This window comes from Methylobacterium sp. Leaf99 (assembly GCF_001422375.1).
Lineage (GTDB): Bacteria > Pseudomonadota > Alphaproteobacteria > Rhizobiales > Beijerinckiaceae > Methylobacterium.
In genome coordinates, this window is record NZ_LMMU01000001.1 from 1,881,207 (window position 1) to 1,898,695 (window position 17,489).

The window sequence follows — 17,489 nt, forward strand, 5'->3', positions numbered from 1 at the left end:
TTCGGTCTATAAAATCTGTAAATCAGAGGCTTGGTCCGGTTCGTCAATCCGCCGATTGTGGATGAATAGACGCATGAAAAGATCTCAAGTCTTGGATTGCCGGCGGACATATCTCTGGAAAAAACAAATGTTAGTCTTTCAATATAAGTGCCGTCCGTCATCGGTGATCCGCCCGAAACGGTAATCCCGTCAATCCATGATCTTTCCGGGCGAATGCAGGACAGCATCCGTTACCGGATGTTTTCATGGAATGCCGGGCCGGAACCGTAACGACCGGCGCCGTTGCGGAGTCCCGATGGGACCTCATCGGATCGGCCGGACCTTCAACACTCCTCGCTCGTACACACTGGACCCCACCATGACTGACCATCGGCCCGCCGCGACCGGCGCCTGTATTGATCTCACGGAAAAGGTCGTCTCGGCCTACCTGTCGAACAACGCCATCCAGGCGGCCGAACTTCCGGTTCTGATCCGGAACGTCTGCGTGGCCCTGATGGATCTGGGGGATCGCGACGCCCGGGGGGACGCGTCCGAGGACAAGTTCGAGAAGCTCAAGCCGGCCCAGATCCGCAAGTCGATCACGCCGGACGGACTCGTCAGCTTCATCGACGGCAAGTCGTACAAGACCCTGAAGCGTCATCTCACCAAGCACGGCCTGGACCCGGATACCTATCGGGAGCGCTTCGGGCTGCCGATGGACTATCCCATGGTCGCCCCGTCCTACGCAGCCAACCGCTCCGCCCTGGCGATCGCCAGCGGGTTCGGCACCAAGGACCGCCATGCGCGCCAGACACCGGATCGGACCGTTCCGCGGTCGCAGGCCGTGCGGAAGTCCGCCGCGGCCTAGGACGTCGCGCCGGTCATCCTCCGGCCGGAGCCGGGGCCCTGCGGAAACCGGAACACGTGCGTGCAATGCCGCCGCCACCAGCGGGTGAGGGCCACTTCTGTGACGGCCGCGCCGTCATGGGCGTGGATCATCGTGGCCGCACCCGTGGCCACCGCGCAGTGGCGGGCCGGCAGGTGGGCGCGGAAGGAAAACAGCAGGACGTCGCCGGCTCGGCCGCCGTCCAGCGGCACCGGCACGAGGTGGCGCCCGGCGGCCTCGGCCAGGGGGTCGGTGCCGGGGGCGGCCGATTCCGCCCAGGAGGCGGCGTAGGGCGGGGCCGCCTCGGGCTCGGGGCCGAGGCAGTCGCGCCAGACCCCGCGCACGAGGCCGAGGCAGTCGCAGCCGACCCCCTTCACCGAGGCCTGATGGCGGTAGGGCGTGCCGATCCAGGCCCGGGCCGAAGCCACGATCCTGTCCTGCAAGATCGTGTCCCGCGAGATCCGGTCGGACTCCAAAAACATCATCGGAACAGGCTGCCGCCGTCGAGGCCGGGGCCGGAATTCGGCGCGTGGCGCACCACGAAGTCGTTGCCGGGCATGTGCGGGAATCCCTGGAAGTTGAGCGCGTTGGCGAATTTCCGCCCGCAGGTGGAAAAGCGCTTGTCGCAGCCGGCGGTGACCGTGAAGCCGTCGCCGGGCTCCACCGGGCGGGACGGGGCCTGCCACAGGGCGAGGCGCGGGCCCGCCGGATCGGCGCCGTGGTCGCGGATGTCGGCGGCGTGCCCGGCCTGGGCGCCGCCGGTCCAGGCGAGGCGACCGCCGGTGAACCAGCCCGGCGCGAACGAAGCCGCCAGGGCGACCCGCAGGGTGCCGGGTTCCGGGACGGCCACGACGGTGCCGGTGGTGCGGAACGCCGGCCGGTCGCGGTCGACGCGGCAGCGTCCGTCGCCGAGATCGGCCGAGCAGGTGGCGCGGTAGGTCCGGCCGGTGGGCACGTCGAGGCGGTCCATCAGGCCGCGCAGCTCGGCGACGAAGGCCCCGCCCGCCCGGCGCACCTCGCCGAGGGTGCCGACATCGAGGAGCAGGCGGGTCTCGGGGTCGGTCCAGTCCACGAGCCAGGTCTCGACGCCGGCCCCGTCGTAGAGGCCGCCGGCGACGTCTGCATCGGTGATCCCGAGGGCGGTGAGCGCGCCCGCCACCTCGCCGCCGCCGACGGCGAAGCCGAGTTCGGCGCTGGCCTCCGCCGCCTCCAGGCCGGAGCGGGCCGCGTAGGGGACACCCGCCAGGGTGAGGTCGCGGTCGTGGTCGGTGAAGCCGAAGCGCGCGCCGTCGCGGCGGGTCAGCGCCCAGCAATGGCACAGGGTGGTGGCGCCGCCGGCGAGATGGTCGGCGAGGCTTTGGGGCAGGTCGCGCATGGAGAACCCTCCTATGGGACGATCTCGACGAGGGGCACCTTGGGGATCTCGCCCGCCGTGAAGGCCGAGAGGTCGACGGTGAGGTCGTCGGTGTCGAAGCGGACCGGCACGTCGAACAGGAAGCCCGCGGTCACCATCGCCCCCGCCGGCGGGGCCGCCGCGAGGGTGACGCGGCCCGTCGTGCCGTCGCAGGCGAAGCCGGCGGGCGGCAGGGCGAGACCGGCCACCGCCACGGTCACGCTCTCGGCCACGGGCTTGGCGATGGTCCGGCGGTAGGGCAGGGGGCCGCTGCCGTAGGTCTTGGCGAGCTGGAAGCTCCGCGTCGCCCCGTCGCCGGTGCCGATGGCCTGGTCCGTGGCCGCGACCGGGCGCGAGGGCGGGCCGGAGCGGGCATCGACCCGGTCGCGGTAGCGGAACCCGTAGAGGCGCCCGCGCCGCTCCTCGAAGAACGCCAGCACGGCGTGGAGGGCGTCCAGGGTGCGGATGCCGAGGCCGGCATCGTAGCGCCGGCGCGAATCGGCCCAGCGGCTGTTGCGGTGCTCGCGCCCCGACGCCAGGGTGACGATCTCGGTCATCCGCCCCGGCCCCCCGCTGCCGCGCAGGGCGACGTCGAGGGGAAAGCGGACCTCGTGGAAATCGGCGCCCATGGGCGGCTCCTGGGTGCGAAAAAGGGAATCGCTGTTCCGGACGTCTCGCGGAGGGGCGTGCACATTCCCTCGCCCCGCTTGCGGGGAGAGGGTTCGAGACCCCTTGCCGGGTCTCGAACGAGGCGGCAGCCGAGGGTGAGGGGGCGATTCCGGAGGAGCCTGGTTCGGATTCGCCCCCTCACCCTCGCTTCGGCTTCGCCTCTCGCTCGCCGCAGGCACGACGGGGTGCCTGCGGCCCTCTCCCCGCAGGCGGGGAGAGGAGGACCCGCGCCATCATCGCGTGGGCCGGCGGCCGAACCCGACGGGCGAAAAACCGCCTCACAATCCCCGCCGTCCCCGCGCCACGGCGCGGGCGAGGCCGGCGGCGACCTGGGCTTCGGAGCGGCGGAAGCCGGCGATGTCGGGGGTGGTGATGTGGACGGTGACGCTCGGTCCCCGGGCCTCGGCGCCGGCCGCGACCCCGAGGCGGCCGTCGCTGCCGCGCTTCAGGGGCAGGATCGCCTCCGGCCCGGCCTCGCCCATGAGGCCGTGGCCGCCCCGCATGGGAAAGTAGGTGGGGGCGGCGACGATGCCGCCGGCCGCGAACGGCTGCACCCGTCCCCGCGCGACCACCCCGCCCCGGGCGAAGGTCTCGGTGCCACTGAGGCCGGCGCTGAGGGCGCCCTTCACCAGGCCGGTGATGCCGGTCTTGACCGGGGCGAGGGCCGCCTTGAGGGCGAGGCTCGAGAGTTTGGTCGTGAGGGTGCCGAGGAGGCCGTCGAGCTGGCGCCCGGCGCCGAGGGGGCCGCCCAGGGCCTGGGTCAGGCTCTGGCCGAAGCCTTTCGCCAGCCGGTCGAGGGTGTGGAGCTGCTTTTCGCGGGCGGCCTGGGCGCGGTCGGTCTCGGTCTCTGGCATCACAGGCTCCCAGGATCACAGGATGGTGGGACATCGGGATGGGCCGCGAGCAGCCGGTCGAGGTCGGCCCGGCCGGGGGCCGGCGCCCGGGCGGACAGGCCGGCGGCGGCGAACAGTTCGCGCGGCGTCGCGCGCCAGAGGTCGCGCGGGCGCCACAGGAGGCGGCCCAGCGCCAGGGCGAGGACATCGTCCCACGGGAAGGCGGAGGCGGGCTCCGGCGCGGTCCCGCCCGTGGGGCTCAAGGGTTTGCGGGCGGACCTCCCGCCGGCGCCCCCCCGAAGGCGGCCGACAGGGCCTCGCCCAGGGCCGCGGTGATCGGCTCGAGGCCGCCGGCCAGGGGCAGGGCGGCCACGTCGGCCTCGTCGAGGGCATGGCCGCCGCCGCGGAGCGCGGCGCCGAGCAGGGCGATGAGGTCGCGGGTGGCGAGGTGCCCGCCGGCGAAGCGCTCGGCCAGCCCCGTGAGGTCGCGGGCGCCGAGGGCCGATTCGAGTTCGGCGAGGGCCCCGAGGGTGAAGCAGAGGGTGTAGCGGGTCCCCCCGAGATCGAGGGGCACCTCGCCGCGTCGGCGGTTGGCCATATCAGGCCGCCGTGAAGGCGAGGGCGCCGGCGGAATCCAGCGCCAGGTCGAAGGTGACCTCGCCGGCATGGTCGCCGCGATATTCGAGGCTGGTGATCTGGAACGGCCCCTCGAGGGTGCCGAAGGCCGGCACCACCACCTGGAACGTCTCGATGGTCCCCTCGAAGAACAGCTGCCGCAGGCGCGCGTCGGAGGCCTCGTCGCGAAACACCCCGGCGCCGGCGATGGCGGCCCGGCGCACGCCAGCTCCGGAGAGCAGCTCGCGCCAGCGCCCGGCGGAGTCGGCGTGGGTCACGTCCACGGTCTCGGCGTTGAAGGCGATCTGCCGGGCGCGCAGACCGGCGACGGCGACGAAGCCGCCCCCGCTCGCCACGCGGATGAGAAGGTCCTTGCCGCGTTGTGCGCTCATGGTCGGACTCCGGAACGTTGGAGGCGGGTCAGGCCGGGCGGTGCTCGGTGACCGCCTGGAGGGTGAGGGTGGCGCGGGCCTCGCCGGTGGCGGGGTCGCGGGTGGCACCGAGCCGCGCGACCCGCAGGGTCACGAGGTGGTGGCCGGGCAGCACCAGGGGGGCGTCGGCGAGGAGGTCGGCCATGCGCTCGGCCGCCGCGAGGCCCGAGCGGGCCGAGCCCGGCCGGGCGTAGAGGGTGAGGCTCAGGCCGTGGGCGTGGCGCCTCGCGCCGTCGACGGATTCGTCGCGGATCTCGGCGTCGCCGAACACGCCGTAGACGGCCACCGCCCCGCGCGGCGGCTCGTCGTGGAGGCGCAGGGACCCGCCCATGAGGCGGGCGAGGGTGGCATCCCCGGCGAGATGGGCGAGGATCGCCCCGCGCAGGGCGAGCAGCGGGCTCGCGGAGACCGGATCGGCGACCACGGCCGGCTCGGCGGCAAGGGTCGTTTCGGCGGCAAGGGTCGTCTCGATGGCGAGGGTCGTCATGGCGCGCGCGCCCCGGCCAGCAGTTCCTCGACCCGGCAGACGAGCTCGCGGCCCCGCCCGTCGGGGTCGCTCGCCGCCCGGATGGCGAAGCGGCGCGGGCCGGCGGCGAGCCGCATGGCGGGGGTGACGTCGGCGCGGTAGGCGAGGCGGACCCGGTGGGTCTCCACCGCGTCGCGGCGCCCGCCCCGGACCCGTTCGGGGGCGCCGAGGGCCTCGAGGGCGCCCCACAGGAGGGGGCCGGGGACGTAGCGGCGGACCACGCCGCCGAACCCGTCCGGCTCCTCCACGGGCCGTTCGAGGGTGAAGCGGCGGCGGCGCGCGCCGATGGGCACGCGCGGATTCGAATCGGGCATGATCGGCTCCGGAGTCAGAGGCGCAGGCGGCGCAGGGGCTCGACGAGGGCGGCGACGGAGGGCGGCGGGGCGGCGGTGTCGCCGCGATGCTCGAAGCCGTGGGCGGCGAGCAGGCGGATCGCCTGGGCGAGGGCGGGGGGAACCGGGAGGCCGTCGCCGCCGTATCCGGCGCTGACCTCCACGAGGGCGGCGCGGGCATCGAGGGGGGGCGCACCGGGATCGATGCGCAGGTCCGGCGCCTCCACCGGGTCCGGGCCGAGGCGCACGAGGCCGGCGGGGAGATCGGTCACCGCCCCCTGCGCATCGACGAGGCCGGCCCGCTCCACGGCGACGAGGGGGCTGAGCGGCAGGGGGAGGACCCCGTCGGTGGGCCAGGCCGTGAGCATGATCCGGTAGCGGCCGGGCGCCAGGAGGCGCCGGGTCGCGGCCTCGATGCCGGCGCGGGCCGCGGCCAGGAGGCTGCCGATGAGGGCGTCCTCGGCCCCGCCCGCATCGGAATCGAGGCGCAGGTAGGCGCGCATCTCCGCGAGGCCCACCGGCTCGACGGTGGGGCCCGCGACGCGTATCGGAATCATCAATGGTCTCCTCAAGACAGGATGGGTCGCCGATGGCGCGGACGGTCGGGCTTTTCGCCGTGCTCATGGGCGTCGCCGGCCCGGCGCACGCGGTGGTGGGCGGCGATCCGGCGCCCGACGCGTCCGGGGCCGTGATGGTGCTGTCCTCGAACGGCGGCGTGTGCACCGGCGTGGTGGTGGCGCCGGGCGCCGTGCTCACGGCCGGGCATTGCCTCGCGCCGCGCCTCGTCCACCGGGTCCACTACAAGGACGCCGCCGGGGCTCCGGTCCTGGCCGAGCCCGCCGCCACGTCGGTGCATCCCGGCTACGATGCCGGCGCCGTCGCCGGGCGCCGCCGCTCCATCGACCTCGCCCTGGTGCGCCTCGCGGCACCCCTCCCGGCACCGTTCGCGCCCGCCATCCTGAGCGCGGCGATGCCGCGCGCCGGCGAGGCCCTGACCGTCTCCGGCTACGGCGTGGCGAAACCGGGGGACCCGCGCAGCACCGGCACCTACCGGCGGGCCGGCGTGCCCGTGGTCGAGCCCTACGGGCCGAGCCGCATCCTCGTCTGGCTGCGCGGCGCAAAGGGCTCCGGTGCCTGCCAGGGTGATTCCGGCGGACCGGTGACGGGCGAGACCGGCGTCGTCGCCGTGGCGGCCTGGGTCGGCGGGGCCTGCGGCGGCCTCACCCAGGGCGTCCTGCTCGGGCCGCAGCGCGCCTGGATCGACGCGACCCTGGCCGGCTGGGGCCTCGCCGCCCGCTGGGACCGGCCGTGAGGGTCGGACGTGTCCCAGCGGAACCCGGAGCTTGGCCGGGCCATTCCCTTCGGATAGGTTTCCACCAGTGCCGTCCGGAACGCCCCTCGACGGGGCCGGGACGCGGGAGAGACACGATGCCGACCGCGTTCCGCCAGACGGCCCTTCATTCGACCGCCCTCCGCAAGAAAGTCCTGCCCGCCGTTGCCGTCGCGACCCTGGTCGCGCTCCTGCCCGCCCCCGCCCTCGCGGTGATCAACGGCGCGGTGTCGCGCGATCCCAACGGCCTGCGCGCCTCCGTGGTGCGCATCGAGAGCACCCAGGGCGAGATCTGCTCGGGCACCCTCATCGCCGCCGACCTCGTGCTCACGGCGGCCCATTGCGTGATGCACCAGGCCGGCTACAGCGTGGTGGTGGTGGACCGCGCCTTCCGCTCGCGCCGCATCAACGCCCTGGCGGCGTCCATGCACCCCGACTTCGTCCCCGGCACCACGCCGGAGGATCAGCCGGGCATCGATCTCGCCCTGATCAAGCTGGCCGAGCCCCTCGGCGGCGATTTCCAGCCCCTCGACCCGCGCGGCGGCGGCATCAACACCGGCGACGCCGTCGAGATCGCGGGCTTCGGCGTGGTGGCCGAGAACCGGCGCAACACCGCCCGCACCCTGCGCCAGGCCCAGCTCGTCTCCATCGGCTCGCTCCAGGTCGCCAACCGCGTCACCGTGGTGACCGACCGCCGCCGCCTCGCCGAGACGGCGGGGGCGGGGGCGTGCCTGGGGGATTCCGGCGGCCCGATCCTGCGCGGCGGCCCCGGCGGCTACCAGATCGTCGGCGTGGTGAGCTGGTCGAGCGGCGCCATGCGCCAGGACAAGCGCGCCCGCACGGCCTGCGGCGGCTTCACCGCCGTCACCCCCACGGCCGAGCACACGGGCTGGATCTCTTCGCGCGCCGCCGAGATGGGGCGGATGCAGGGGGGCGAAGCGCGCGGCGGCCGCACGGAGTGGATGGCGCGGCCGGGGCGGCGGTAGGGGGCAAATCCCTCCCCTGCGTCCTAGAACGTGGCGGCCGGTCCGGTGATCTGAACTTCCACGTCGAACTCGCCGAAATGGTCCGGCAATTCCCGGGCCGCCAGCGCCGACTCGGCAAAGACCTTGACGGTCCAATCGTCGCCGCGTCGATTGAGGCCCAGGCCGACGGCACGGTCACGGCGACCGGCCGCATACTGGGATACGAACGCATCCTTGGCCGCCATCGCCGCCGGCCTCGATGCGCGCAGCTTCTCCCGCGGGTCACTCATGTCACGCTCCTGCCGGCTGAGTGTAGAGGTCGATTTCGAGGGCTTCAAGGACCGTCCGGATCGGGTTTGCATACGTGATGCCGTGCCCGTTGAGGCCCCCCGTTTCGGTTCCGGCAAACAGAAGCGCCGCCGGCCGGCCGTCATGCGTGCAGATCAGCGCGCCGCTGTCGCCGCCCTTCGAGAAAGGTCCGTCCGTGCCGCCGATCGCGATCTGGCGGTTGAAGATCGCGAACTTCGCACGGGCACCGCTGATCATCTGGACCCGGACGTTGTCGACGTCGATCGCGTCCACCCAGCCTTCCCGGAAATCCGTCGTCCGGCCGACCTTCTTCACCGGCATCCGCTCCAGAAGGAGATCCTCGATCTCGCCGATGTCCCAACCGTTGGCGCCGAGGACGATCTGATCGATCCGGCGGGGATCGCAGTCGCGTCCCGCGTCGAGCCGGGCGAACGCGCAATCCACGAGGTTCGACGCCGTGGGGTCGAAGTCGATGGGCACGAAGGCGTGGAGCTTGGCGACGTGGTGGTCGGCCTCCTGCATCCGGCCACCATCGGCACGACCCGGCTGCAGGATGATGTCGCCCACGCGGCCACGGTTGGTATTGGCCAGCACGTGATTGTTCGAAAGAATCCCGATGCCGCCGTCGCGATCGATGCCGAAACAGCCGATCGTTCCCGCCGTGATGCGGTGATGGCCCACGGAATGTCCCATACGCAGGGGGCGGCATGGCTTGGCGTTCGCCGAGGCCCGGCGCCTGACGCGACCCGTGACGCGAACCTCGATCTCGCCGCGCGCGATGCGTTGCGCCGCTTCGACGACGGGATGATGGAGCAGCTTCTTGTGCTGGACGAACAATCCGACCTTCAGGGCCGCGCCCCGATCGTGATCGGGCCGGTTCCTCAGGATGCCGACGGCGATCTTCTCCTTCGGATCGAAGGTCCTTTCGCGCCGCGCGTGCAGGATATCGGCGTGCGCCTGCGTGCCCGGCAGGGGCGCGAAGGTCGGCAGGGCATCCTCATCCAGAGCCGCACGCGGAACCTCACCATAGCGGAAGGCATGCCGGAACACGTCGGCCTTGGCGTTTTCTGCCCCGTCCAAGTTCATTTCATGCGCCCCAAAAAACCTCAGGTTGATTCTGAGACAGTTCAAGGCCCAGGGGAAGACCTCGGTTCCCGAAAATCCCGTCGCGCGGGTTATAAACCGGAGGTTGTGTCGCGGGATCAACAGGTTTCAGACCGGACGATGCCCCCGGCCCGTCCAGGACCGGGGGCACACGGGGCTCAGGCGAACTTCAACAGCTTGATCGCATCGAAGTCCTGCACCCCGCCGCCGACGCGCTTCGTGGTGTAGAACAGCACGTAGGGTTTCGCCGAGTAGGGGTCGCGCAGGACCCGCAGGCCGGCGCGGTCGACGACGAGGTAGCCGCGGCGGAAGTCGCCGAAGGCAAGGGACAGGCTGCCGGCGCCGGCATCCGGCATGGCCTCGGCCTCCGTCACGGGGAATCCCAGCAGGGTCGCGCTGCGGTCGGCGGCCTGCGGCGGCTGCCACAGGTAGTTGCCGTCGGCATCCTTCATCTTGCGGATGGTGCTCTGCAGGCGCCGGTTCATGACGAAGCCGGCGTTCTGGCGGTAGCCGGCGCGCAGGGCGTAGACGAGGTCGAACAGCACGTCGGCGGGGTTGGCGGCGGGGAACGCCCCGGCCGCCCCCGTGGCGACAAAGCCGAGCTTGCCCGGAACCCAGGCGGCGTTGGCGACGGTGTCGTAGCTGAGGAAGCCGCGCGGGCGGCTCACCCCGTTGCCGGTGACGAAGGCGGTGCCCTCCTGCTCGGCGAACGCCGTCTCGACCTCGTCGGCGAGCCAGGCGTCGATGTCGACGACGGCGTCGTCGAGCAGCGTCTGGGTCGCGGCCGGCATGGCGTAGAGCTCCATGGCCGGAAAGCTCAGCTCAGACAGGGTCGGCGCGTCGGTCTGCGGCCGGGGCGCGGCCTCGGCGACCCAGCCCGACACCGCCTCGGTGACCGAGACGGCGCGCTTGTACTGGCCGCCCGAGATGGTGCGGATCGTGGCCAGCGCCCGGATCGGCGACAGGCGGGCGAGGCGGGTCAGCACGTCGCGCTCGACGGTGGCGGGCACGAGGTAGCCGCCATCCGGGCCGGAACCCGCCGACAGGGCCTTCTCCTCCAGGCGCTTGAGGCCGCCGCTCTCGCCGGCGCGGACGTAGAGGTCGAAGGCCGCCTTGTGCTCCGTGGCGGCCGCGTCCCGGGGCGGCGCTCCGGCGCCGAGGGGCGCGCGGCGGCCGTCGAGGGTGAGGCGGTCGAGGCGGGTGCGGGCGGTGTCGAGGGCCGCGTCGATGCGGGCGAGCTTCTCCTCCGTCAGCACGTCGGCGCCGAGCCGGCCCTCGATCTCGGCGAGCCTCGTGTCGTTGGTCTCGCGGAACGCCGCGAAGGCGCCCTGCAGGTCGGTCATGGCGTGGGCCACGGCCGGATCGCCGCCGGCGGCCTTGTCCTCCAGGGGAAAGGATTTCGTCTCGATGGGGGTGTGGACGGTCATGCGAGCCTCTGGGCGCGGGGGGAGGGGGCGGCGACGGGCCGGGTGAAGGGGTGGGCGCGCGGCGGGGCGACGCGCCGGGCGAAGGCGTGGAGGGCCTGGGCCAGGGGCTCGGCTTGCCTCGGGACGGCCTTCGTCGCGATGCGGGCGCCGGGCTGGAGCGGGAAGGTGACGAGGGAGATCTCCCACAGGTCGAGGCTGTGGAGCCGGCGCAGGCCGCCGCGCTCCGGGACCGCCCGGACGGTGCGGAACCCGATGGAGAGCCCGTCGAGGGCGCCGTCGTTCACGAGGGCATTCAGTTCGCGCGCCCGCTGCACGGCGAGGTTCAGCTGTCCCGCCACGCGCAGGCCGCGCGCATCCTCATTGAGCGACAGCCAGCGCCCGACGGGCTCGGCCGGATCGTGCTGCCACAGCATGCGCACGCCGGCGGCACCGCGCGCGGCGAGGCTTGCGGCGAAGGCGCCCGACGCCACCACGTCCCGCCCGAGATCGGGCACGCCGAACAGGCTGGCATAGCCGGTGAAATGGCCGTCCATGGGGGGCTCCGGGGTTCAAGACGAAATTCGCCGCTTCGTGCGCGTGTCCCTCCCCCCTTTGCGGGGGAGGGTGGCCCGCGCATGCGGGTCGGGAGAGGGGGGCACCGCCTGATCCAGAGATGGCGCGCTGCCCCTCTCCCGCCTGCTCCGCAGGCACCCTCCCCCGCAGAGGGGGGAGGGTCGCGAGCGACTTCAGTCCGCCGCCCCGTAACCCACCGCCGCCCGCTTCTCGGCATCCGTCAAAAAATCCGCATCCCCCACCCGGCGCCACAACGACTCGCGCTCGGGCGCGAGGGCCTCGATGGCGTCGAGGTCGGGTTCCAGCCGGGCGGGGCCGAAGGCGGGTTCGAGCCAGTGGGCGAGGGATTCGGCCGTGCGGCGCACGAGGGGAATCACCGTCTGGCGGTAGAAAGCGCGGTTGGCCTCGGCGTAGTTGGCGTGGGTGTTGTCGCCGGGCAGGCCCAGGAGCAGGGGCGGCACGCCGAAGGCCAGGGCGATCTCGCGGGCGGCGCCGCTCTTCGCCTCCACGAAATCCATGTCCTTGGGCGACAGGGCCAGGGGCTTCCAGTTGTGAACGTAGGACCTCGTATGTAAGCTGCTGACATGAGGACCCACGATGGCCGAGACCGTGAAAAAGCCCAGAGCCTACAGCTACCTCCGCTTCTCTACCGCCGAGCAGGCGAAGGGCGACAGCTTCCGTCGCCAGACGGCTCTGGCGGAGGACTACGCCCGCGCGAACGGGCTTGATCTGGACACCGAGCTGACGTTCGAGGACCGGGGCATCTCGGCCTTCTCAGGGCGCAACAAACGCAAGGGCGCTCTACGCACGTTCCTCGATCTCGTGGACGAGGAGATCATTCCAGAGGGCAGCTACCTTCTGGTGGAGAGCTTGGACCGCATCTCCCGAGAGGCGATCCTCGACGCTCAAGGCACGTTCCTGATGATCATCAACGCCGGTATCACCCTCGTGACGTTGAAGGGAGCGCCACGGGTCTACTCGCGTGAGACGGTCACGGCGAACCCAACAGACCTGCTCATCTCCTTGATCGAACTGATCCGAGCCCGAGAGGAGAGCGAGACGAAGTCAGGCCGCATCAAGGCCGACTGGCTGAAGAAGCGGGAGAGGGCAGCCCAGGGTGAGGCGATCACCTCTCAGGTGCCGGCGTGGCTACGGCGGGACGGTAAGAAGCTGGTTGTGGTTCCAGAGCGTGCCGATGTGGTCCGCCGTGTCTTCGACCTGACACTGCAGGGAGAGGGCCAGCACGCGATCACGTCGATCCTGGGTAAGGAGGGCGTGCCCGCTTTCGGGGGGGGTAAGCTCTGGCATCGGAGCTACGTCAAGCGCGTACTGGAGAACCCCGCTGTCATCGGGACCTTCACGCCTCACAGGATGGTGGAGGGCCGGAGAGTGCCCATGGAGCCGATCCAGGACTACTTCCCGGCAATCATCAGCCCCGAGACCTTCGAGGCCGTCAGGGCCCTCGACAGGCCAGTCGGCAAGGCTCCTCCCACAGCAACAGCTTCGATCTTCTCAGGACTGGCCAAGTGCGAGGAGTGTGGTGGGCCGATGATCAGGGCGAGGAAGGGGAACGCCGAGAAGGGGCTCTACTACGTCTTCGTGTGTCAGGGCTCGAAGCTCGGTCAGGGCTGTGAGAGCCGTTCTGTCAGGCAAGTGGTGTTGGAGGACGCGCTAGTTGAGAACATCGGCCGCTTCGTCCTGGAGGCTCCCTCGCACGATGAACAACTAACGGCTGCCTACAATCAGGTGGAGACCGAAATCGATGTCACGAGGGAGCAGATCGAGAGCTTGGTGGAGGCCATCGCAAGAAAGCCTCTGGTGCCCCTCATCGACAAGTTGGACGGGCTGCAGGTGGAACTAAGTGAGTTGACGAAGCGGCAAGAGCAGATTGCGGCAGACTTGAGGGACACGGCAAAGCCAGTCATCTCGAAGCGCCTCGATGATCTCGAAGCCGCCGTAGCGGGTAAAGGGGTGGTCAACGTGGGCCGAGCGAACGTGTTGCTTCGGCAACTCGTTGATCGTGCGGTGATCCGCTTCGACCGGGAGGCGTCTCGCCGGAGACCCAGAGGGCAGATTGAGTTCGTCTGGAAGAGCGGCAGCACAAGCTGGCTTCGCTGGGGGCCTCTCTTCGATCCCGTCCGAAGGTCACTACCGTTGGGGACAGTTGACTAGTTCTTCAGTTGTCCACGGAAGCCTTCAGAGCGCGCCGTCACCACCGCCTGGAGGACACATCCGTACCCAGTGGCAGGGTCAAGGCCACCGAGAGACCTTCCTCTCCCTGACGGCCCTTTGTGTGGTCCTGGACAGTGGTCGGCACCGCCTGGACAGGAACCTGTTCCGGTGGTTGGGCGAGCTGGAAGACAAGATGAAGGCTGTGGCGGTCTGAGGAGACCACGGAGACTGTGTGGCGGTATCACTGCACAGTCGCAGAGGTATGCACCCCTGCGCACAATGTAGTCACAGTGGAGCACGGGATCTGCTGAATGTCCATGTCGCATCATGCTTCATGGCCACCTCACGGAACCTGTGAGGCAAGCCTGACCGTTCGCTCACAGCCGTGGTGGGCACCGATAGGTCAGGTCCAATGCTGTCACGCCTCTTCCCCGCCTTCGAGGTCCACGCCTTCGGCATCAGCCTCACCGTCTACTCGGGAGACGTCGAGCTGAACGTGGGACGGTACGGGATCACGGCCCTGTGGGGGGATGCTGCCTTCGCCTCTGGCCTGTTCATCCGCTCGAGGGATTGGGAGCGGCACTACGAATGGCCGTTCTGACTACATCCGTCAGCCGCCGAGAGCCCTTGGCGGGTAGTACGATCAAGCCAAGCATTTACAGGCGGACATGCGCTTCTACCATGGGATCAGTGCGTAGGCGCTCTGGGCCGCCATTGGGGCCATCACTAGGAGAAGGCGGCGACCTCAGGCCGTGGAGAGGACTGGCGTGGATCACGCGACAGCCTGAACCAAGCGACCCAGTGGGTTGTGTGAGGCCGGCTGAGGAGGTCGGAATGTGGGCGAAACGCAATCGAAGACCCATCGACACATTCGCGGAGACCGGTTTTCCCCGTGGCCTGCCTCGTCGGCACAGTCGGCAGGGGCTGTGGGCAACTAGGGTGCCTCTCATGCCGCCGCCGCTGGTCTCTCTCGCTTCAGGCGACCTGCACAGCTCCCGCTGTTGCGACCCTCGTGGGGAGTGGCGCGTTATAAGTTCAGTGGTGACAGCTACCGCCTGAAGCCGTCACTACCAAAATGGCCAAGGCAGGAGAACTCTGGGACTGTATGGCGTCCTAATCAGAGGGTAGATTGCATGGACGATGAACAGCCGAAACACCGGCGGATGTCGTGGATGTTGGCTCTTGGCATCCTGATTTTGGTAGTTGGCGGGCTCATGGCCGCTGGCGGATACTATTCTGTTTACGGACCGCCTCAGAAGCCGTTCAACGGCATCGCCGGTCATTTTTTTATGGCAGGCTGCGTCGCGCCGTTACTCGGTGCCTCGCTCATCATCTGCGCTCTTACCGACGGTCGCCTGTGCTTCAGAGCTGGGAACGGCGCACACTCAATGGGTCAGTTCACGAGTTCAAGTAGCGGCGGTGGCTCCTGTGACGGCGGCAGTGGCAATCAGGGTTCCTGTTCATCGTGATCTGACTGACGGCCTGACAGCCAGTTGCCGCCGATTTGCATGGTTCGATTTGGGTGTGCCCTTACCGTACCACCCAATGGTCTGGTTCACAAAGACGTCTTGACCATCCAAATCGAACCAGTATGATGTAGACCATTCAAACCAGACCGATGGGCTTCGTCATGTTCGTTCGTGCCTACCTTCGCGCCTCCACCACCGACCAGGATGCCGAGCGCGCAAGGGCGCAACTCGAAGCCTTCGTCACAGAGCGGGGGCTGCACATCGCAAGCTGGTACGTGGAGAACGAGAGCGGATCGACGCTGGCTCGTCCCGAGCTGTTCCGCCTGCTGAAGGACGCTCGTCCTGGTGACGTACTGCTGGTCGAACAGGTGGACCGTCTGTCCCGTCTCACCGCTGACGACTGGGACAAGCTGAAAACCGAGATCGCCTCGCGTCGAGTGCGCGTCGTGGCGTTGGACCTTCCCACCTCCTGGATGATGGCGAGCACCAACACGGACGCCTTCACCCTCAGGATGTTCGAGGCCGTCAACTGCATGATGCTGGACGTGCTCGCTGCCGTAGCTCGCAAAGACTACGAGGATCGCCGTAGACGGCAGGCCGAGGGTCAGGCGAAGGCGAAGGCAGAGGGCCGATACAAGGGCCGTCCTGAGGACGTCGAGCGCAACACCGGCATCGCGGCCATGCTCTCTAAGGGGCTCTCCTGGTCCCAGGTACAGGCTGCCACCGGCTGCAGCCGAGCGACCATCGCCAAGATCGCGAAGAGGGCCGCCTGAAGGCTGCTGCGAGGTTGGGGGTGGTTACTCCTTCAGCCCTCGGCTCTTGGCGAAGCCTGCCTTCCCAGTAGTTCGCCGTGCTGCCAGCTTGCCGATCCGTTCGGTGATGGTCTCGGTCGGGATGGTCTCAGGATCGAACGATCCACCACACCACGCCAGCATCGCCTTGTGTTCACGGTGGTGAGGCTTGGTGACAGCTTCAACGAACTCCTCGAAGCCCATCGTGCCGCCAACGTCCTCCGGAGGTGCTCTCCTGTTGCCCTCAATGAACTGTGGATAGGCCACAGCAGGGTCTGCGGGGCCGACTGCCTCGACCGTGATGGTGTGCTGCCAGTTGTCTCCGAAGTCGTAGGTGTACGAGAACTGCTCGACCCCTGGCTCCAGCGCAGCACCCAGCCTTGTGGTCTTAGCGACCCTGATCTTCGGATCAGGCCAGTCTGGGTCAGGCAGTGCGTAGCGTCGCTCCCCGATACGGAAGTCGAACAGGTGGTAGTCCTCGAAGGGCATGACCGCCTGGATCACCTCATGCAGCGCCTTGAGGCTCGCTGTCAGCGGGACTTCAACGACCCTCCAGATCGGGGGATCGGTGTCGTCGAGGACGATCCGTAGCCGGGCGATGCTGTCAACGTAGCTCATGCTCGCATCGTAGACAGACGAGTGAGGCTGTCGAGCCTGTGAGGGGCGACGTAGTTCCGCTCACGGCTCTGATGGTGCGTATCGGTCCCTTTTTCAGACCCCACGCCGTCCTCCATTCAATCCCCTTCCCGACACCCAATCCACACTCACGATGTCCTCGACGTGCGCCTGACGGCTCGCGGGGATCAGTCGTGCTCACCCCTGTTCCTCCTCTGCCTCCGGCGGAGCGAGGTTGATTGCCGAAGCTCACAACAAAAGAGAAACACGGACATGAAGTACACAGAACACACGCTGGACAGGCGCACGGGCGAACTGGTCGAGGTCAGCGCAGGCGACTGGATCACAATCACCGAACTTGGTGAGCTGATGGGAGTTACACCACGTCGGATCAGGACCATCCTCCGTGAGATGGGCTTCCTCTACGTTGAAGGTGGTCGTGCCCACAATCGCCATCGTCTGACGCCTGATGTCGTGAAGCGAGGCTTCGGGAAGCACATCCCAGCAAAGCCTCCGAGGGTGCGTCACCCGTTCGACGTCATCAGTCCAGCCGGAAGAGAGTGGATTGAAGGGAGGTGGTCAGAGACGATTGCCGCTCTCGAAGCCAAGCAGACACGTCCCGTGATCATCCAGGCGCATGAGGCGTTGAACGCCTTCCGTGCTGAACGCCTCAGTGACCTGAACGTCCAGGGCTGTGTCCTTTGGCTAAGTGACCACTTTCCTGACCTCACCCACGCGGAGATGGCCGGCATACTCGACGTGACGCAGCAGGTGGTCAGTCGTTACGTTGGCATCCAGTCGAGGCAGAGGTCGAGTGCGAGGCAAAGGAAGGAGCGGTCCCTTCCCGACGTCTGTAAGGTCCGCTCTTCTACGAGACACGAAGCTGAGGTGTTGGCCTCCGGCGGAGCGAGGTACATTACCGAAGCCCACAACCAGCCCAAAAATGATCCCGACGCCTTCATGCCGGAACGTCTGGCCGCTTGAGGTAGGCGGTGGGATGGGTCGCCTGCTCGATCAAGAGCAAACACCGTCCTGGTAGAGCGGATTGTACGCACAACGAACATGCAGGGGACGAAAGTCTTTTAGGTCTT

The 17,489-nt window shown here is 69.2% G+C and carries 23 protein-coding genes and 1 pseudogene; 8 read left to right on the forward strand and 16 right to left on the reverse strand.

The window, feature by feature from the left end:
* Positions 1 to 358 precede the first annotated feature (358 nt).
* Positions 359 to 847: a MucR family transcriptional regulator gene (locus tag ASF28_RS08645; RefSeq protein WP_082476062.1), complete on the forward strand. Its 489-nt coding sequence runs from the start codon at positions 359 to 361 to the stop codon at positions 845 to 847.
* On the opposite strand, the gene ASF28_RS08650 is transcribed toward ASF28_RS08645, so the two are convergent.
* The 10 genes from ASF28_RS08650 to ASF28_RS08695 all read right to left on the reverse strand — a co-directional run bounded on the left by ASF28_RS08650 (position 844) and on the right by ASF28_RS08695 (position 6,221).
* Positions 844 to 1,308 (reverse strand): NlpC/P60 family protein, encoded by a 465-nt coding sequence (locus ASF28_RS08650; RefSeq protein ID WP_443189718.1) that lies wholly within the window; start codon positions 1,306 to 1,308, stop codon positions 844 to 846. The genes ASF28_RS08645 and ASF28_RS08650 overlap by 4 nt on opposite strands.
* A gap of 38 nt (positions 1,309 to 1,346) precedes the next feature.
* Positions 1,347 to 2,240, reverse strand: coding sequence for a DUF2163 domain-containing protein (locus ASF28_RS08655; RefSeq protein ID WP_056090233.1), 894 nt, complete (start codon positions 2,238 to 2,240; stop codon positions 1,347 to 1,349).
* A gap of 11 nt (positions 2,241 to 2,251) precedes the next feature.
* On the reverse strand, positions 2,252 to 2,887 hold the full coding sequence (locus ASF28_RS08660; RefSeq protein WP_056090237.1) for a DUF2460 domain-containing protein: 636 nt from the start codon (positions 2,885 to 2,887) through the stop codon (positions 2,252 to 2,254).
* A gap of 318 nt (positions 2,888 to 3,205) precedes the next feature.
* Positions 3,206 to 3,781, reverse strand: coding sequence for a phage tail tape measure protein (locus ASF28_RS08665; protein ID WP_056090240.1), 576 nt, complete (start codon positions 3,779 to 3,781; stop codon positions 3,206 to 3,208).
* Positions 3,781 to 4,023, reverse strand: coding sequence for a phage tail assembly chaperone (locus ASF28_RS08670; RefSeq protein ID WP_056090243.1), 243 nt, complete (start codon positions 4,021 to 4,023; stop codon positions 3,781 to 3,783). The genes ASF28_RS08665 and ASF28_RS08670 overlap by 1 nt, the downstream gene beginning before the upstream one ends.
* Positions 4,020 to 4,358 (reverse strand): gene transfer agent family protein, encoded by a 339-nt coding sequence (locus ASF28_RS08675; protein WP_056090245.1) that lies wholly within the window; start codon positions 4,356 to 4,358, stop codon positions 4,020 to 4,022. Before ASF28_RS08675 ends, ASF28_RS08670 begins: the two co-directional genes overlap by 4 nt.
* Before the next feature lies 1 nt (position 4,359).
* Positions 4,360 to 4,767: a phage major tail protein, TP901-1 family gene (locus tag ASF28_RS08680; protein WP_056090248.1), complete on the reverse strand. Its 408-nt coding sequence runs from the start codon at positions 4,765 to 4,767 to the stop codon at positions 4,360 to 4,362.
* Positions 4,768 to 4,795: 28 nt separating this feature from the next.
* Positions 4,796 to 5,293 (reverse strand): DUF3168 domain-containing protein, encoded by a 498-nt coding sequence (locus ASF28_RS08685; RefSeq protein ID WP_082476063.1) that lies wholly within the window; start codon positions 5,291 to 5,293, stop codon positions 4,796 to 4,798.
* Complete coding sequence (locus ASF28_RS08690; protein WP_056090251.1) at positions 5,290 to 5,646, reverse strand: phage head closure protein; 357 nt, start codon at positions 5,644 to 5,646, stop codon at positions 5,290 to 5,292. Before ASF28_RS08690 ends, ASF28_RS08685 begins: the two co-directional genes overlap by 4 nt.
* 14 nt (positions 5,647 to 5,660) lie before the next feature.
* Positions 5,661 to 6,221 (reverse strand): head-tail connector protein, encoded by a 561-nt coding sequence (locus ASF28_RS08695; protein ID WP_056090254.1) that lies wholly within the window; start codon positions 6,219 to 6,221, stop codon positions 5,661 to 5,663.
* A 32-nt stretch (positions 6,222 to 6,253) separates the two neighbouring features.
* Here ASF28_RS08695 and ASF28_RS08700 point away from each other — a divergent pair, with 32 nt between their 5' ends.
* Together ASF28_RS08700 and ASF28_RS08705 are read left to right on the forward strand one after the other, a co-directional pair.
* On the forward strand, positions 6,254 to 6,976 hold the full coding sequence (locus tag ASF28_RS08700; RefSeq protein ID WP_056090257.1) for a S1 family peptidase: 723 nt from the start codon (positions 6,254 to 6,256) through the stop codon (positions 6,974 to 6,976).
* 116 nt (positions 6,977 to 7,092) lie between these two features.
* Entirely contained in the window at positions 7,093 to 7,980 is an 888-nt protein-coding gene (locus ASF28_RS08705) for a S1 family peptidase (RefSeq protein ID WP_082476064.1), read from the forward strand.
* A 23-nt stretch (positions 7,981 to 8,003) separates the two neighbouring features.
* Here the strand turns inward: ASF28_RS08705 and ASF28_RS08710 are convergent, their stop codons facing one another.
* From ASF28_RS08710 to ASF28_RS08730, 5 genes and pseudogenes are all read right to left on the reverse strand, one after another.
* Complete coding sequence (locus tag ASF28_RS08710) at positions 8,004 to 8,249, reverse strand: hypothetical protein (RefSeq protein ID WP_056090259.1); 246 nt, start codon at positions 8,247 to 8,249, stop codon at positions 8,004 to 8,006.
* A 1-nt stretch (position 8,250) separates the two neighbouring features.
* Positions 8,251 to 9,474 carry a hypothetical protein gene (locus tag ASF28_RS23090; protein WP_157085411.1) on the reverse strand — a complete coding sequence of 408 codons (1,224 nt, stop codon included), beginning with the start codon at positions 9,472 to 9,474 and terminating at the stop codon, positions 8,251 to 8,253.
* A gap of 56 nt (positions 9,475 to 9,530) precedes the next feature.
* Positions 9,531 to 10,799, reverse strand: coding sequence for a phage major capsid protein (locus ASF28_RS08720; RefSeq protein WP_056090266.1), 1,269 nt, complete (start codon positions 10,797 to 10,799; stop codon positions 9,531 to 9,533).
* On the reverse strand, positions 10,796 to 11,332 hold the full coding sequence (locus tag ASF28_RS08725; RefSeq protein ID WP_056090268.1) for an HK97 family phage prohead protease: 537 nt from the start codon (positions 11,330 to 11,332) through the stop codon (positions 10,796 to 10,798). The genes ASF28_RS08720 and ASF28_RS08725 overlap by 4 nt, the downstream gene beginning before the upstream one ends.
* A gap of 192 nt (positions 11,333 to 11,524) precedes the next feature.
* Positions 11,525 to 11,902 (reverse strand): annotated as a pseudogene (locus ASF28_RS08730) (phage portal protein); the annotation flags it as partial.
* A gap of 46 nt (positions 11,903 to 11,948) precedes the next feature.
* Here ASF28_RS08730 and ASF28_RS08735 point away from each other — a divergent pair.
* From ASF28_RS08735 to ASF28_RS08745, 4 genes are all read left to right on the forward strand, one after another.
* Positions 11,949 to 13,523, forward strand: a complete 1,575-nt coding sequence (locus tag ASF28_RS08735; RefSeq protein ID WP_056090274.1) for a recombinase family protein — start codon at positions 11,949 to 11,951, stop codon at positions 13,521 to 13,523.
* A 412-nt stretch (positions 13,524 to 13,935) separates the two neighbouring features.
* On the forward strand, positions 13,936 to 14,124 hold the full coding sequence (locus ASF28_RS08740; protein WP_056090277.1) for a hypothetical protein: 189 nt from the start codon (positions 13,936 to 13,938) through the stop codon (positions 14,122 to 14,124).
* 532 nt (positions 14,125 to 14,656) lie between these two features.
* Positions 14,657 to 14,992: a hypothetical protein gene (locus tag ASF28_RS22365; RefSeq protein WP_157085413.1), complete on the forward strand. Its 336-nt coding sequence runs from the start codon at positions 14,657 to 14,659 to the stop codon at positions 14,990 to 14,992.
* 161 nt (positions 14,993 to 15,153) lie between these two features.
* On the forward strand, positions 15,154 to 15,765 hold the full coding sequence (locus tag ASF28_RS08745) for a recombinase family protein (RefSeq protein WP_056091487.1): 612 nt from the start codon (positions 15,154 to 15,156) through the stop codon (positions 15,763 to 15,765).
* Positions 15,766 to 15,789: 24 nt separating this feature from the next.
* On the opposite strand, the gene ASF28_RS08750 is transcribed toward ASF28_RS08745, so the two are convergent.
* A complete protein-coding gene (locus ASF28_RS08750; protein WP_056090280.1) occupies positions 15,790 to 16,401 on the reverse strand; it encodes a plasmid pRiA4b ORF-3 family protein in 612 nt (203 codons plus the stop codon).
* Between the two features lie 270 nt (positions 16,402 to 16,671).
* Here ASF28_RS08750 and ASF28_RS21585 point away from each other — a divergent pair, with 270 nt between their 5' ends.
* Complete coding sequence (locus ASF28_RS21585; protein WP_157085415.1) at positions 16,672 to 17,382, forward strand: hypothetical protein; 711 nt, start codon at positions 16,672 to 16,674, stop codon at positions 17,380 to 17,382.
* The last annotated feature ends 107 nt before the right edge of the window (positions 17,383 to 17,489 follow it).

Bases quoted from the DNA above. Each gene is read 5' to 3' on its own strand.
- ASF28_RS08745 (WP_056091487.1), top strand. From the start codon at position 15,154: ATGTTCGTTCGTGCCTACCTTCGCGCCTCCACCACCGACCAGGATGCC.
- ASF28_RS08655 (WP_056090233.1), bottom strand. From the start codon at position 2,240: ATGCGCGACCTGCCCCAAAGCCTCGCCGACCATCTCGCCGGCGGCGCC.
- ASF28_RS08705 (WP_082476064.1), top strand. From the start codon at position 7,093: ATGCCGACCGCGTTCCGCCAGACGGCCCTTCATTCGACCGCCCTCCGC.
- ASF28_RS21585 (WP_157085415.1), top strand. From the start codon at position 16,672: ATGAAGTACACAGAACACACGCTGGACAGGCGCACGGGCGAACTGGTC.
- ASF28_RS08750 (WP_056090280.1), bottom strand. From the start codon at position 16,401: ATGAGCTACGTTGACAGCATCGCCCGGCTACGGATCGTCCTCGACGAC.
- ASF28_RS08725 (WP_056090268.1), bottom strand. From the start codon at position 11,332: ATGGACGGCCATTTCACCGGCTATGCCAGCCTGTTCGGCGTGCCCGAT.
- ASF28_RS08660 (WP_056090237.1), bottom strand. From the start codon at position 2,887: ATGGGCGCCGATTTCCACGAGGTCCGCTTTCCCCTCGACGTCGCCCTG.
- ASF28_RS08735 (WP_056090274.1), top strand. From the start codon at position 11,949: ATGGCCGAGACCGTGAAAAAGCCCAGAGCCTACAGCTACCTCCGCTTC.
- ASF28_RS08700 (WP_056090257.1), top strand. From the start codon at position 6,254: ATGGCGCGGACGGTCGGGCTTTTCGCCGTGCTCATGGGCGTCGCCGGC.
- ASF28_RS08685 (WP_082476063.1), bottom strand. From the start codon at position 5,293: ATGACGACCCTCGCCATCGAGACGACCCTTGCCGCCGAAACGACCCTT.
- ASF28_RS08740 (WP_056090277.1), top strand. From the start codon at position 13,936: ATGCTGTCACGCCTCTTCCCCGCCTTCGAGGTCCACGCCTTCGGCATC.
- ASF28_RS08690 (WP_056090251.1), bottom strand. From the start codon at position 5,646: ATGCCCGATTCGAATCCGCGCGTGCCCATCGGCGCGCGCCGCCGCCGC.
- ASF28_RS08680 (WP_056090248.1), bottom strand. From the start codon at position 4,767: ATGAGCGCACAACGCGGCAAGGACCTTCTCATCCGCGTGGCGAGCGGG.
- ASF28_RS08720 (WP_056090266.1), bottom strand. From the start codon at position 10,799: ATGACCGTCCACACCCCCATCGAGACGAAATCCTTTCCCCTGGAGGAC.
- ASF28_RS08665 (WP_056090240.1), bottom strand. From the start codon at position 3,781: ATGCCAGAGACCGAGACCGACCGCGCCCAGGCCGCCCGCGAAAAGCAG.
- ASF28_RS08695 (WP_056090254.1), bottom strand. From the start codon at position 6,221: ATGATTCCGATACGCGTCGCGGGCCCCACCGTCGAGCCGGTGGGCCTC.
- ASF28_RS08645 (WP_082476062.1), top strand. From the start codon at position 359: ATGACTGACCATCGGCCCGCCGCGACCGGCGCCTGTATTGATCTCACG.
- ASF28_RS22365 (WP_157085413.1), top strand. From the start codon at position 14,657: ATGGACGATGAACAGCCGAAACACCGGCGGATGTCGTGGATGTTGGCT.
- ASF28_RS08675 (WP_056090245.1), bottom strand. From the start codon at position 4,358: ATGGCCAACCGCCGACGCGGCGAGGTGCCCCTCGATCTCGGGGGGACC.
- ASF28_RS08710 (WP_056090259.1), bottom strand. From the start codon at position 8,249: ATGAGTGACCCGCGGGAGAAGCTGCGCGCATCGAGGCCGGCGGCGATG.